This window comes from Psychroflexus lacisalsi (assembly GCF_020164495.1).
Taxonomy (GTDB): Bacteria; Bacteroidota; Bacteroidia; order Flavobacteriales; family Flavobacteriaceae; genus Psychroflexus; species Psychroflexus lacisalsi.
Map to the genome: position 1 here is coordinate 204260 of NZ_JAIQYZ010000003.1, position 15352 is coordinate 219611.

The 15352-nt window shown below is 34.8% G+C and carries 12 protein-coding genes; 7 read left to right on the forward strand and 5 right to left on the reverse strand.

The genetic code is table 11. From position 1 onward, the window contains the following. The first annotated feature begins 41 nt into the window (after nucleotides 1–41). Nucleotides 42–1217 carry an acetyl-CoA C-acyltransferase gene (locus LB449_RS10395; protein ID WP_224455040.1) on the forward strand — a complete coding sequence of 392 codons (1176 nt, stop codon included), beginning with the start codon at nucleotides 42–44 and terminating at the stop codon, nucleotides 1215–1217. A gap of 17 nt (nucleotides 1218–1234) precedes the next feature. Continuing rightward, nucleotides 1235–1978, forward strand: coding sequence for a C40 family peptidase (locus LB449_RS10400; RefSeq protein ID WP_224455041.1), 744 nt, complete (start codon nucleotides 1235–1237; stop codon nucleotides 1976–1978). Here the strand turns inward: LB449_RS10400 and LB449_RS10405 are convergent. Further along, a complete protein-coding gene (locus LB449_RS10405; RefSeq protein WP_224455042.1) occupies nucleotides 1975–5700 on the reverse strand; it encodes a metallophosphoesterase in 3726 nt (1241 codons plus the stop codon). The two genes, LB449_RS10400 and LB449_RS10405, sit on opposite strands and share 4 nt — an antisense overlap. A 39-nt stretch (nucleotides 5701–5739) precedes the next feature. Between LB449_RS10405 and LB449_RS10410 the strand changes: the two genes are divergently transcribed. Next, entirely contained in the window at nucleotides 5740–6921 is a 1182-nt protein-coding gene (locus LB449_RS10410) for a Pycsar system effector family protein (protein ID WP_224455043.1), read from the forward strand. Nucleotides 6922–6997: 76 nt separating this feature from the next. Then, nucleotides 6998–7657, forward strand: coding sequence for a porin family protein (locus LB449_RS10415; protein ID WP_224455044.1), 660 nt, complete (start codon nucleotides 6998–7000; stop codon nucleotides 7655–7657). Here the strand turns inward: LB449_RS10415 and LB449_RS10420 are convergent. Next, entirely contained in the window at nucleotides 7654–10023 is a 2370-nt protein-coding gene (locus LB449_RS10420) for a GAF domain-containing protein (protein WP_224455045.1), read from the reverse strand. The genes LB449_RS10415 and LB449_RS10420 overlap by 4 nt on opposite strands. A gap of 147 nt (nucleotides 10024–10170) precedes the next feature. Here LB449_RS10420 and LB449_RS10425 point away from each other — a divergent pair, with 147 nt between their 5' ends. Next, nucleotides 10171–11277 (forward strand): TlpA disulfide reductase family protein, encoded by a 1107-nt coding sequence (locus LB449_RS10425; protein ID WP_224455046.1) that lies wholly within the window; start codon nucleotides 10171–10173, stop codon nucleotides 11275–11277. Nucleotides 11278–11364: 87 nt separating this feature from the next. Here LB449_RS10425 and LB449_RS10430 read toward each other — a convergent pair whose 3' ends face one another. Continuing rightward, nucleotides 11365–12663 carry an NAD(P)/FAD-dependent oxidoreductase gene (locus LB449_RS10430; RefSeq protein WP_224455047.1) on the reverse strand — a complete coding sequence of 433 codons (1299 nt, stop codon included), beginning with the start codon at nucleotides 12661–12663 and terminating at the stop codon, nucleotides 11365–11367. Between the two features lie 92 nt (nucleotides 12664–12755). Here LB449_RS10430 and LB449_RS10435 point away from each other — a divergent pair, with 92 nt between their 5' ends. Further along, a complete protein-coding gene (locus LB449_RS10435) occupies nucleotides 12756–13250 on the forward strand; it encodes an RNA polymerase sigma factor (RefSeq protein WP_224455048.1) in 495 nt (164 codons plus the stop codon). Between the two features lie 2 nt (nucleotides 13251–13252). After that, on the forward strand, nucleotides 13253–13858 hold the full coding sequence (locus tag LB449_RS10440) for a hypothetical protein (RefSeq protein ID WP_224455049.1): 606 nt from the start codon (nucleotides 13253–13255) through the stop codon (nucleotides 13856–13858). A gap of 1 nt (nucleotide 13859) precedes the next feature. On the opposite strand, the gene xerD is transcribed toward LB449_RS10440, so the two are convergent. Continuing rightward, the gene (xerD, locus tag LB449_RS10445) at nucleotides 13860–14756 is read right to left on the reverse strand and encodes a site-specific tyrosine recombinase XerD (RefSeq protein WP_224455050.1); all 897 of its coding nucleotides are present in this window, start codon (nucleotides 14754–14756) and stop codon (nucleotides 13860–13862) included. A gap of 116 nt (nucleotides 14757–14872) precedes the next feature. Beyond that, nucleotides 14873–15322, reverse strand: coding sequence for a thioredoxin-dependent thiol peroxidase (bcp, locus tag LB449_RS10450; RefSeq protein ID WP_224455051.1), 450 nt, complete (start codon nucleotides 15320–15322; stop codon nucleotides 14873–14875). Nucleotides 15323–15352: the final 30 nt, after the last annotated feature.

Genomic DNA, 15352 nt, shown 5'->3' on the forward strand with positions numbered 1-15352 from the left:
GTTAAAATTCTTAAATTCGCTCAAATAAAAATTTCAAATTTATGTCTAAAGATATTGTTATAGTAAGCGCTGCAAGAACACCTATTGGGAGTTTTCTTGGGAGCTTAGCTTCAATTCCTGCAACTAAGCTAGGAGAAATCGCTATAAAAGGTGCACTTTCAAAAATCAATCTAAAACCAGAGCTTGTTGATGAAGTACTTATGGGAAATGTGGTACAAGCCAATAATGGTCAGGCACCTGCAAGACAGGCAGCTATGGGAGCTGGAATTCCAGATACTGTCCCATGTACAACTATCAACAAAGTTTGTGCTAGTGGAATGAAAGCTGTATCACAAGCTGCACAGGCGATTGCTGCAGGTGATGCAGAAATTATTGTTGCCGGTGGTATGGAAAACATGAGTATGATTCCTCATTACCTTCATCTAAGAAACGGTCAAAAATTCGGACCAGCTCAAATGGTGGATGGATTACAACGCGATGGCCTTGTAGATGCATATGATAATAATGCCATGGGAACTTGTGCAGACCTTTGTGCTACAGAGCACGGAATTTCCAGAGAAGAACAGGATGAATTCGCAAAGGAATCATACAGAAGAAGTGCAGATGCATGGAAACAAGGTAAATTTGATGATGAAGTAGTTCCTGTCGAAATTCCTCAACGCCGTGGTGAACCTGTCATCATGAAGGAAGATGAAGAATTTAAAAATATTAAACTTGATAAAATAAGTAAACTAAGACCTGCTTTCAGTAAAGATGGTACGGCAACTGCAGCCAATTCTTCTACAATAAATGACGGTGCTGGAGCTGTTGTGTTAATGACTAAAGAAAAAGCTGAAGAGCTTGGACTTGAAATCTTAGCGACCATAAAAAGCTATGCAGATGCAGCTCAAGAACCTGAACGTTTTACGACTGCGCCGGCAAAAGCTTTACCTATTGCTCTTAAAAAAGCTAATCTTAAAAAAGAAGATATAGAGTATTTTGAGTTTAATGAAGCTTTCTCTGTTGTTGGAATTGCAAATACAAAACTTCTAGGTCTGGATAGTAAAAAGGTTAATATACACGGAGGCGCTGTTTCCTTAGGTCATCCCTTAGGTTGTTCTGGCGTTAGAATTCTTATCACGCTCATAAATATTATGAAGCAAAATAATGCTAAACTTGGCGCTGCAGCTATTTGTAATGGAGGTGGTGGCGCTTCTGCTATGATTTTAGAACGCTAATTTTTTAATCTGTCCAAATGCTATACGGAATTTGTCCCCTAAGTGTTGTTCCTGTGAGAGCAGAAGCAAGCGACTCTTCAGAAATGGTTACTCAGCTACTTTATGGAGATCATTTTGAAGTGATCGAAACACAACCTAAATGGATTAAAATTCGTATAGCTTTTGACGATTATGAAGGCTGGTTGGATAGAAAGCAGGCTTTTGAAATTGATCAAGAAAATTTCAAAAATCTCAATGAAAGGAATGAATATTCTACAGATTTGTTGAGTTTAATGACTACCGAGAATGGACAGTTAATGCCCGTTTGTATTGGGTCTTCAATTCACTCCTCAACACTTCTAAAACATCAGTTTGATGGAGCCATTAATAATAATTACACAAAAAACCATTTAGTTGATACTGCCATGCTTTATCTGAATTCCCCCTATTTATGGGGTGGGAAATCACCATTCGGGATAGATTGCAGTGGATTTGTACAAATGGTTTACAAAATAAGTGGTATCCAATTACACCGAGATGCTTATGAACAAGCCAAGCAAGGTCAGGCGCTTTCGTTTATCGAAGAAAGTGAACCGGGTGACCTTGCTTTTTTTGATAATGAAGAAGGGAAAATAATTCACGTGGGAATTATGATGAAGGATAATTATATTATTCACGCCCACGGACAAGTCCGAATTGATAGAATAGATCATTCTGGTATTTTCAATGTAGAAAGCGGTCGCTATTCACACAACTTGAGGGTGATCAAGAAAATTGTTTAAAACTTTGCTCCAAAACCGAAAGAAAACCAAAATCCATCCTCGCTATGGAAGAAGTTGAAAGTACCCGTAAATAAATCGGCGCCATTCACCCAAAAACCTAAACCATAATTGTTTTTCCACTGGTTTGATTCTGGAACGTTTGACCACACTCTACCAACATCAAAGCCTGTAAATACTCCAAACTGAAGCGGAATAAAATTTGTTTTGATAGAATTGAAACTATGCCGTAAATCAATATTACCCACCAGACTTTCTCTTCCTATAAATCGATCTCTTCTAAAACCTCTCAACCCATTTCTGGCTCCTAAAATTGCCCCCTGATAAAATTCATAATCATCATTAAAGATCAATTGAGAAGTAGCTTTGGTTCTTAATACCCATTTTTGGTCATTTGAAATAGCATTATAAAACTCCAAATGCGGATTCAGAAAAACAAAATGCTGATCTACGTCTGAGGTATTCATTGTAGCTCCAAGTTCAACTTTGAAATCCATACCACGTCTTGGATTAAGGTCGTCATCGAAACTGTGATACTGATAAGACGATTGGTAAGAAACAAAGTTTTTTGAATCAAAAAATGACGGATTATTGCTGAGCAATTCATCACCGACTAAGTCTATAAACCTACCTTCCGTTCTTTCTACATCATAATTTTGAAAAGAAACTTTATTTTCAAAAATACTACCATATTTTGAAGCTCTGCGAAGGCCCAATTCAAATTCGAATTTTCTAATTTTTACCCGATTAAAATTTTTGACGATATCATTATCAAAATATTCAGAATCATTTCCGAAGCCAAAAAAGTTCCTGGCAAAATTTGGACTTGTATATTCCAAAGAAGTGAAAAGATTGTGCTTGCCTAGAACGTTGGCAAACTCACCTTCGTACCCAACATCGAAGCCTCCAGTTGCAGTATAAATACCAGCTTTTATATTATGCCTGTAAGTGAAGGGGTTTAATTGAAAACCATTATATCCGAGCGAGACTTGAGCTCCAAATAATAGTCCATCATCTGGATTAAAACCCAAACGCGGTAAAAACGAACTTATCCAATTGATACTCCTGTCTTTATCGAAGGTATTGACCACATAATTATCGGTTCTAATCACTCGACCTCCTTTTTTTTCTACTATTGAATTTTCTAAAGTTTTATGATCGTAAACCCTGACTTTTTTTCCAGCTTTAAGAGCATAAGAATCATTATCATGACCACCGATGAGTCTAACTTTAATTTTCGCTGGATAATCTCCGGAAACAGTAAATGTATCTTCATCATCTAGACCATAAATCCAGATTTCTTTGGTGTATTCTTCATCAAAAACTTTATCGACAATTGTGTTTTTGCGGTCACCTTTTATATCCCGCATAATTCTCACCCTTGTTTGTCCATTTTGCTGACGATAGACGTCTATGAAATCATCTTTATCTGTAGCCGTTAAAACAGAAACTTCACTTAAAATATCATAATACTGATCAGCATAATTAACCAAATGACCCAATCTAGATTTGAAAATTGAAATGAGAGTCTTTGTTTTTTCCTTGTCGATTTCTTCTGGTAATTTAGAAAAGGCCTTTTGAATCACTTCATCAGTCAAATGCTCTTGAATATATTTAGCCTCTTTTACCCAATCCTCCTTAGCAGCATTTCTGATAATCATTCTGTCTAAACTCAGACCAGAAGTATTTAACCATTTTAGATTCTCAATGTCTCCAGTGTACGGTTGAAATTTTTTGGGAGCCGAACTTATTGTCCTCAGCACATTAAAAAATCCACCATCAAAATTGGCGAAGACCTGATCCCTATCTCGAGGAATAGGTTTAAAAATTCTATCTCCGTTTTCAAGTTCAAACTCGGACCAGCGCCATTGATCTTCATGCCTGTCCCAATCGCCTAAAAGCATATCAAACAATCGAGCCCTTAGATAGTTTGATTCATCGAGCTTATATTTTTCATCTCTTCTCAAGCGCTCTATCATGTCGGCAGTGCTTACAATATCATGATTGGGATTCCCAAAAACACCAGTACCCATCCAATGCTCTTCTGGACGTTCTTCTATCATATATAACTGGTTACCATGTACTTGGTTAAATTTCCCCAACGCCTTTTGTTTGGGAATATATACCAATCGCGGGTTAGTGTGATATACTCCAATAGCATCAGATAAATCTGGTACTGCCATGAATCCAAAAGGATGAGCAGCTGTCAAAAAATCAAGTAACGCTTCTTGAACTACAGTATCATCAAATTCATTGTATAGGTTTTTATCTGGATAGACGAACTGCTGAAGTAGTCTCACTGGATCTTTTTTCAGTTGCCTGATGTTGTATTCCCTGCCGTTTTCATCACTCAGTCTTAGAGAGTTGGTTTGCATTCCTCCGCCCATTCGCATTGGCTCCAAACCTCCGTATGCAGTATCTATCTTTAAAACAGGAACTGTAATCTGGCGAGTGTACAGGTCTCTGTAATGCTGGCCCCAGACACTTTCATAAAAACCTGTTCTATCGGTTTTCACGTCTTCATATACTGAAGTGGCAACTGTTTCTGGGAAATTTTCGGGAATACTTTCTAGGTCAAAACTCCTTTCACCTTCATAAATTTCTTTTTGAAAAATGAGTTCAGGTTTATTCTTATCTGCAGAATAAAATTGAACCCACGAAGAGTCATCTTCAAAAACATCAAACACTGCAAAACCATAGCCCGGATAAGCAAACTCTCCATCAAGCCCTAATTTGGCATAAGATTTTTTTGAACCAGATCCAGAAACGATCTGCTTGATTAGATCATGCTCTATATATTGCAAGCTATGTTCGTGTCCTGATGCAAAAACCACTCTATTCCAGCGACTGGCTATTGCTGAAATTCGTTTGACCATAGATTGGTATTGATTGTTCTGCGTATCCTGAACTGAAACTCCTCCAGAAACCCTTATTAAAGTAGCCAGAGAAGCTAAGCCAGGTAAAGGAATTTTTCGTTGGGAAGGAAACAAATGCTTAGAAAATTCATAAGTTCCTCCATGAACTCCATTGGTATAAAGCGGGTGATGTAAGGCAACAAGCGTAGTTTTATTCTGATTTTTTTTCAATTCCGTTTCAAATTCCTCATAAAATTGATCGAGGGTTTTGATTTCATTGCAATTCCTATTGATCAGAGGATTTTGATCCCAGTTGGCAATAATCCACTGGGAGTCCAAAATAATAAGATGAACATCATCTGAAATATCCACAGATGATAGTCCGCATCCAGGTGTTGGAAGCCATGCCTCATCTTGGTCTTTCAAAACTTTCTTGATTTGTTTTTCTTGATTCTCTAAAGACTGTATGCCTTCAGAATACCAATCGTGATTCCCTGGGATAAAATGAATGTCACCTTCAAAAAAAGTAAGGTTAGACGTTTGTCTGTCTATAATTTCTTTAGCTTGATTTCGGTTTTTCTCTCCTTTGCTTGGAAGACCTGCTGGGTAAATATTATCTCCGAGAATGATGACCTTATCATTTTGTGTATCTAGAGGTCCCGCAAAGGCCTTAAAAGCTAAAATACCAGGTGGTGCCTCCTCTAGTTTTTCATAACCTGTATCACCAATTAGATAGAATCGTTGAGAAAGTTTTTTGTCTGCGGGATAAGCTGTTGATTGAAATTTTTCTAAATTTTTATATTTAACTTCGTATGTTGCACATGCACTAAACATTAACCCAAATACGATGAGTACTAATTTGTTTTTCATTTAAAATAATTTAATTGGTAGTCGATAAAATTCCAGAAAATGACAGATCTCATTTCAAAAACTGAATCTTTTATACTTCAATTATTCAAAGATAAGTTATCTAATATATATGTGTATCACAATTTCAATCACACTAAAAGAGTTGTTGAAAGTGCTGAATATTTAGCTGAACAAAAAAATCTAAATGAAGAGGACAAACTCATACTTCTTCTTTCGGCTTGGTTACATGATACGGGTTATACAATTTCTGAAAATCAACATGAAGAAGAAAGTAAACGTATAGCTGTGGATTTTCTGGAAGCTAATAATGTAGCTCAGGATATTATTAAATCTGTACAAAAAACAATTGGTGCAACCAAAATTGGTGCCCAGCCATCTTCTGAAATTGAAAAAATAATTAAAGATGCGGATTGCTCCCATTTTGCTAAAGGATATTTCAAAGAAGTGAGCGAACTTTTAAGGCAAGAATTGCGTTTACGCGGACAAGACTACAATGCCGATGAGTGGACGAATTTAAATATTGAAATGCTATCCTTTAAACATCAATATTATACAGATTATGCGGTGAAAAACTGGAGTGCTGCCAAACAAGAAAACCTCATCAATCTTATTGAAGAAAAAGAAAAAACTAAAAGAAAGAAAGAGAAGGACAAACTAAAAGCTAAGTATAAGGCTCAATATAAAAATGACAATCCTGAGAGAAGTATTCAAACGCTTTTCAGAACAACCTTAAGGAATCACCTTAAACTAAGTGATATTGCAGATACAAAGGCAAACATTTTACTGTCTGTGAATGCTATCATTATATCTTTAGCATTGGCGAACATTATACCGAAGTTGGACAATCCAAGCAATCAGCATTTGATGATCCCTACTTTGATTTTGATTTGTTTTAGTGTCGCCGCCATCATACTTTCCATTTTATCAACTAGACCAAATGTCACATCGGGGGAATTCACCAAAGAACAAGTTGAAAAAAGAGATGTCAACATCTTATTTTTTGGAAACTTTCATAAAATGACTTTCGAAAATTACTTATGGGGCGTAAAAGAAATTCTTAAAGACAAAGATTATGTTTACGAAGCTTTAGTAAAAGACCTTTATCTACTTGGTAAAGTTTTAGAAAGAAAATACAGATTACTCAGAATTACTTACACTATATTTATGGCTGGTATTATCATATCTGTAGTCAGTTTTTTTATCGCTTTTTATATGATGTAACATCAACCAACTTGAATGGTTTACATCTTAATATTGAATACAGATTCGATTATTAATAATATCAAAAAAATTATAGATGTATAAATTTACTATTGCTTTTATTACACTTTTATTAAGTAGCTCTGGATATTCTCAAGCTACTATTTCTGTAGGTATAAAAGCAGGAGTAAACTTCGCTTCTGCCACTGGAGATGCTTCAGATTCTAATTCGCAAATAGGATATGACGAAGGCAGAACTGGTTTTCATGTTGGAGTTATTTCAGAATTATCAATTTCAAATAAATTTTCATTGCAAACAGAGTTATTGTACTCTCAAGTTGGAGCAAATTACTCTTATGATAACAGGCCAGCCGACGGAGCGAAAGTAGATTCTGATTTAAATTTAGATTACATCACCCTACCTATCCTTGCCAAATACTACGTTTATAAGGGCTTAAGTCTTCTAGCTGGACCACAGCTTGGCTATATTGTAAATTCAGAGATTGAAAATGAGATATTAACTTCAGGGTTTCTAGTACCAGAAACTTTAAGAAATGAAACCATAGACATAAAAGATGACATTAATAATTTTGACTTTGGATTTGCTATAGGTTCTAGTTATGAATTGAATAATGGCTTATTTATTCAAGCCAGATATGTCTTGGGATTATCTGAAATCCCTAAAAACGAAGAACAAACGATATCCACCGACCTAAAAAATGAAGTATTTCAAGTCTCACTCGGCTATAAGTTTTAATTCAAAGATTTTATTAAGCTTTCATAAGTGACTCTTTTTTCGGAGGAATCCCCTTTATGATACAAAATCCCCACGCGTATAGCTTTCAATCCAGAAACACCTTGCAAATCTTCAACATCAAGAATCTCCACCTCTTCATTGAGGTATTGTTTTCTTTGTAAATAGTTGATATATTTCAAATATTCGTATTGAGTTTCTTTTTGAGAATAGATAATTGTTAATTTACCTTTACTCGTTACTCGTTCTTCTGAGTTTTTCACAAAAGACTTGTCAATCCTTTTTTTGATGATTTCGTATCTCGCATTGTAGGAACCATCTACATCAAAATGTTTTTCATCCATTCTATAATGAATGGTTAGCGTATTATTAAAAGCTAAAATTAGTGACCTTGAACTCAATTTGAAATTTTTGGTCTCCTGAATTTCATAAAAGCGATTTTCCATTTCACACATAACTGTAATTTGCCACAATCTTAGATTTTGCAAAACAACTTCATTGAAGTTACGATCCTTCACTATGGATTGACCTATGTACATGTTATGCTCCACTCCATCTGTTTTGTAACGATCAAAATAATGCGGAAATAATTTCTGCGCTTCAACTTGTTTTAAATCTATAAAACCAGCCATGCAGGAATTTATTCTTGAAATTGTTTCATCAAATTCATCTCTGTTTTTATGAAATGTCTTGTTCCCTGGCTTGATTTTATCAAGATAATTATCGACGAGATATTCACAATTCGGTACATTGGTTTGAATATGTTTTAGAACAGGGAGTACATCATTTCTTAATAACTGTTCAACCTTTTCTTCAGTTGAAGCTGAAATCCCACTTGATAAATGAGAAAGGGAATCTGTAATTCTATAACCCAACTGTTCATAAACTGGGAGAGGTTGTGCTTCGAAAGCAGAATTTATGATATCCAAAACTTTATTGAGCTGATGTATCAAGTCGTTCTGAATAGCAGAGTTCCTTTGGGTAGATGAATCGGCGATATCTATTTGTCCAAAAAGAGGATAAACATCATGAAAATAAATTTCTTTCAATTCACTTTCTTCTGAAGTTTCATAAAATAATTTCTCGGCCTCTTCTTCAAATTTCCATTCTACACTTGGATGTATAGAGGTGTATTCACTTTGGATTATTGCTTTTATTCTGTTTTGCTTTTCTTGTTCGTAATTTTCAACAGTTTCTGCTATGTAAGGCACAATATCGTCAAGCTTCGTTGCATTGATATTATTTAGGTCATTTTTAGAAAAACTAACCAATTCAAGAATGGCTAAAAGTTTATTATTTTTACTTACCGGGGCTAGAATAACAGACTGAATTCCTTTAGATTTTAAATGATCGGCAAATTTATTACCCGGATTTTTTTCAGAATAAGAATTGACATCTGTTATACTGAAGTATTTATGTTGATCTACAATCGCTTTATATGCCCCGTGACAAAAAGCCTCCCGGCAACCGTTGTCCGAAATTGAGTCCAAAATAAAACTATCTATAAAATTAGAATGGCTAAGCTGAAATGTCTCTTTTTCATCATTGAAAAGGGCAAAGCCAAATTCGAGTTTTGGCAATCTAAAGATGGATTTTAAAATACTTGCCATTTTCAAAGTGACAGCTTTAGAATCGGATAAAATATTATTGTTGAGTAGAAGCGTTTTAATTTCCGAAATACTATTATCGGCAGTGACATCAGTGAGATTTAAAATCGCAAACCCTTTAAAAATCCAGGAGTTGGGTGGAAACTTTTCTTTCCAGAAATCAATATCATTATGTCTGTTTAGTAATTCATCAACATCTTTAGGCGTGATTTCAACTGCATTTTCTGTAGGAATTAATTCTACGAAATCCGCATTTACAAAAAGTCTGTAATTTTTCAGGTTACCATCAGCATCTGGAACATCGTAATATTCTGGTCTGAAGAAGTCAATATTGTAACTATAGTAGGTGTTTAGAATAATAATACAGGCCAGAATATAATCTTTTTCAATATTGAAGTTTCTCGGCAAAAACTCAAATCCTTCATAAGGAACCGCATTCAGTATAGACTCAAAACGTTTTGTTTTTCTGAACATTTTATTGCGAAAAGGAACAGTTGCCACTTTAATCTCATTATGAGTCAATACATCAGGAAACAAATCATCTAGCAATATTTTGATTTGTTTCTCATAAGGCTTTAGGTTCTCATAGTCTTCAATCCCGTCAAAAAGCTCAGGGTAAGACTCCGAGTAATCCAATATGCCTTGAATATATTTTTTTGAAATTGGATTGCTTTCTGTTTCTAATCGCTTTTGAAAATTGTCGCGAATTTTCTGAAAGCTCAGCTTTATCTTAAATGGGTAAATATCTTTATAACGATCCATGTCTAAATGTAATGATTACAATACTATCTATAAAATGAAGATTGAACTTTTTACTTAAGATAGATTTACCATCTCTAGCTAATTTCTTCTATAGTTATTACCCTACTCTGTTTGAGTATGCTATTTTTGCAAATAAAATTATTCAAAATGAAACTATTCTTCAGTCTCTCTTTACTTCTTCTTTTGGCAAGTTGTAATTCTTCTGGTCCAACACTTGAAGCTACTATTGACAATGTTCCCGATGGAACCGATGTTTATCTTACACACCTCGGGCCTCAGAATGTCCCTATTCCCGCAGATACTACTCAGGTACAAAACAATTCATTTGAATTCGAATTTGAGAAATCCAACCAACAAATTAATCTCATAAAAATTGAAGGTGTCGACGGTAATATCATCTTCATCAAGGATAATGAGAATATCAAAATAGAAGCAAATCGAGAAAATTTAAGAGAGTCAATAGTCACTGGTGGCAAGCATAATCAACTATTGAATGATTATCTAGATTTGATCATTAAATTTTCTGAAAGGGGCAATGAATTAAATAAAAAGCGCCAGGAAGCACTTAAAAGAGACGACGAAATTGCGGTACTCGATTTAGAATTGGATGCAGAAGAAATCAAAGAAGAGGCTAAACAATCCACCTTAGAATTTATTAAGAAGAACAATAATTCCATAGTTGGCATGATGGCTTTGTCTGATGTGATGAATTCTAAAACAGTTCCGCTTAACAATATGAGATCTTTATATGACAATTTTGAGGATGAGGTAAAAGATACGCCCCTTGGAAAAATGCTTGGACAAAATATCGCTAAGATTGGCGCTACAGATATTGGTGCTGAAGCACCAAAATTCTCCGGACCTAACCCACAAGGAAATGAACTATCACTGAAAGACGCCATGGGGAAAGTAACTCTAATAGACTTTTGGGCGTCTTGGTGCAGACCATGTAGAGTTGAAAATCCAAATATCGTAAGCATTTATAATGATTATAAAGATAAAGGGTTTACCGTTGTTGGTGTCTCCTTGGACAAACCCAATAACAAAGATTCATGGATAAAAGCCATAGAAGATGATAACCTTGAGTGGAATCACATATCCAATCTAAAATACTGGCAAGAACCTATTGCTCAAAAATATGGAGTGAAGGCTATTCCTGCAGCATTTCTAATTGATGAGAAAGGCATAATTATAGGAAAAGACTTAAGAGGTAACGACTTAAGAGAAAAAGTAGAAGAGGTTTTAGGAAACTAAATGTTCATTGTTGATTCCAAACAAAAGCAGTCAATTCTTTTAAAAGAATTGACTGCTTTTGTTTTGTAGATTTTTCTCTAATCCTCTCTAGTCTGGAGACGACATTTGTTTGTTCCCTTTAAAAGGTCTTACAATAAGCCTTGCTGCTCTGTCATAATTGATGTAGCTATAAGTCCAGTTAAAAAAGGTAACTATTCTATTTCTAAATCCTACTAAAAACCACAGGTGAACAAACATCCACATAAACCAAGCTAATGCACCTCCAAATCTGAGCTTTTTCAAATCTACAACGGCCTTATTTCTTCCTACAGTGGCCATTGTTCCCTTATCAAAATATTCAAAAGGTAAGAGTTTTTGCTTATTGATCGTTCTCAGTAAATTTTTAGCCAAATGATCTCCTTGTTGTATTGCTGGCTGAGCAACCATAGGATGTCCTTTAGGATAATCTTCACTGGTCATTAAAGCAATATCACCAATAGCAAATATATTTTCATACCCATCAATTTGATTAAAGGCATTGACATTGTAACGATTTGCCTTTTCCATCAAAGCACCTGTCTTAAGCCCTTCTATGGCTGCTCCAGTAACTCCGGCACTCCATATAAAAGTTTCTGTATTGAAGCTTAAGTCCTCATTATTTGTTTTTACAATATTATCCTCATAGGAATTCACAAAAGTATTGAGGTGAATTTCTACACCAAGTTCTTCCAGATATTTTTGAGCATTTGCAGAGGATTTATCGCTCATTGGCGGTAACACCTTATCCAAACCTTCAATTAAATGGATGTGAATTTCATTTGTATCAATATCCTGGTAGTCCATGGGAACTACATTTTTTCTCAATTCTGCTAGAGCACCACTTAATTCAACACCAGTTGGTCCCGCTCCCGCAATAACAAAGTTCAAGAGTGCTTTTCTCCTTTCAAGATCTGTTGTGATAGTTGCTTCTTCGAAATTTTCTAAAATCAAACTTCTCAGGTTGAGGGCTTGAGGCACAGTTTTCATCCAAATAGCATTTTCTTCAACGCTTTTATTTCCAAAGAAGTTTGTTTTGGACCCGGTTGCAATTACTAAATAATCGTATGTAATTTCTCCAATGTTTGTTTTTACAAGTTGCTTCCCATCATCAATATTTTCCACTTCTGCCATCCTGAAATAAGCATCCTTATTTTTTTTTAATATTTTACGGATAGGATATGCTATGGAATCTGGCTCAAGTCCAGACGTTGAAACTTGATATAATAATGGTTGGAAAGTGTGGAAGTTTCTTTTGTCCAACATGACTACTTGGAAAGGTTTCTTCTCAAGCTTCCTGGCTAAACTTACTCCTCCAAAGCCTCCACCTATGATGACAACTCTTGGTAATTTTGAAATTGGTACATTCATAAGTACCAATTTATATCTTAATTGGTTCAATTTAATGCTAGTTCTGTAACTTTTGATAATTTTAACGACATATGATTAAGACTTTGTAAGTTTTGAATAAAGAACTAGAGAAAAAATTTATTGACCTTTTAGAGGAACATCAAAACATTGCACATAAAATTTGTAGGATGTACACCTACGATGACAATGCTCACAAAGACCTTTTCCAAGAAATAACCATTCAATTATGGAAAGCTTATCCAAAATTTAGAGCAGAGTCAAAATTTAGTACTTGGATGTATCGTGTAGCTTTAAATACAGCTATAACTTTATATAGAAAGAAAAAAAGAGGAGTCCAAACCTTACCCTGGGAGAATTTTGATTTTAAAATTTCTGCTGAAGGCTATGATAGCACCTTGGATGATAATTTGAAACTGATGTACTCTGCTATAAAAGAACTTAATGATATTGATAAAGCTTTAGTCCTACTCTATCTGGAAGACAAGCCCTACACAGAGATATCCGAGACCCTTGGAATTTCTGAAGTAAATGCAAGAGTGAAAATGAATAGAGTAAAGACTAAACTTAAAAAGATTTTGAATCCTTAACTATGGATGAGTTAGACCTTATTAAAAAAGATTGGCAAAAAAGAAATGAAGATTTGCCAAAATACACTCAAGATGAACTTATGCCAATGTTGCATAAAAAGTCATCTTCCAGTGTCAAATGGATATTTATCATAAGTATCCTGGAGTTTGTGTTTTGGTTGGGTATAGATGTTTTAGTCTCCTCAAAAGAATATATGGACTCTATAGAAAATCAATCTTTTCTTTGGTTTTTGAAAATACTGACCGTTTTAAATTATGTTGTTCTATTTGGATTTATTTATTTATTCTGCAAGAACTATCTACGTATTCAAGTTACAGACTCTGCAAGGAAACTGATGAAGCAGATTATTAAAACTAGGAAATCTGTAAAGTACTATGTCCGTTATAACATCGCTCTTTTTATAATTATGTTCGTGATAGGTGGGGCTAGAGCTATAATGATGCAAACCACATTCAATACTCTAGAATTCTGGATTATATGTGGAATCATGGTTTTCATACTTCTTATCGTTGTTGGCCTATTGATTTTATTTTATCGTGTACTTTATGGCATTCTCACTAGAAGACTCTACAAAAACTACAAGATTTTAAATCAAATGGAGTTGTGATTTAAGCTCTCGGATGGAACTTTTCAAGCACAGACCTTAAATGAGTTTTATCCAAATGCATATAAATTTCTGTTGTGGTGATGCTTTCGTGACCTAACATTTGTTGGATAACCCTCAGGTTAGCTCCATTTTCCAATAAATGTGTCGCAAACGAATGCCTGAATGTGTGTGGACTAATTTTCTTCTGAATATGAGCTTCTTTAGATAATTGCTTTACGATAGTAAAAATCATAGCTCGCGTTAATTGAGCGCCTCGTCTATTTAAAAAAAGAATATCAGTGAATTCAGGTTTTACCTCCTGATGAATTCTAACTTCATCTTTATAAATAGTTATAAATTTTTGAGTGTAGGCATTAATTGGAACCAATCGTTCCTTATTCCCTTTTCCTACTACTTTAACAAAACCTGCTTCAAAATGTAGATCAGAAATTTTAAGATTTATGAGCTCGCTAACTCTTAATCCACAACCATAAAGAGTTTCGATGATGGCTTTATTACGCTGGCCTTGAGGATGCGACAAGTCTATAGCATCAATGAGTCGATCAATCTCTTCAGTTGAAAGCGTATCCGGGAGTTGTCGGCCCAAACGCGGAGATTCTATGAGTTCGAGCGGATTTGTTTTTCTGTAATCTTCAAAAATGAGATAATCAAAAAAACTCTTTAGCCCAGAAATTAATCTGGACTGAGATCGTTCATTTAGAAGTTTTGAAATTATATAAATAAAGCTCTGAATATCCTCTTCAGCTATTTCAACTGGAGAAATTTTCAAATCAAAATCGGAAAGGTAATTGGTCAATTTTAAGATGTCCAGCCGATAATTTTGAATGGTATTATCGGCCAGGCCTCTTTCTATCTTTAGGTAGTATGTAAAATCTTGAATTGCTTGCTCCCAGTTCATACAACCAAATTACATTAATTCTTGAGTAATTCAACAGCTTCAACCTAAGCTTGAAAAATAATCAAAAGGATATTTATTTGATTTTTAAAGATCAAACAACTAATTCCAATTAAGGTTTACAAGATCTGCTCAGCGTGAGCTTTGGTTTTCACTTTAGCAATAACCTCTTCTATTTTACCCTCTTCATCGATGATAAAAGTAGTTCTATGAATGCCATCGTATTCTTTACCCATAAACTTCTTCGGCCCCCAAACTCCAAATGCTTGTATGACTTCTTTGTCTTCATCGGCAAGCAATGGAAAAGGAAGCTCGTATTTAGTTTTAAAATTTTGCTGACGTTTTTTAGAATCTGCACTGACGCCAAGAATTTCATAACCTTTTTCCTGAAAAGTTTCCCAGTTATCCCTCAGGTTACAAGCTTCTGCAGTACATCCTGGTGTACTTGCTTTGGGATAAAAAAAGACGACTAATTTTTTTCCTTTATAATCTTTAAGTGTGTGGGCGTTTCCGTCTTGGTCTTTACCCTCAAAATTTGGGGCTTTATCTCCCGCTTTTAGTGTTGTCATAATTCCTATTTTTGTTTAAAAGTAAAGGAA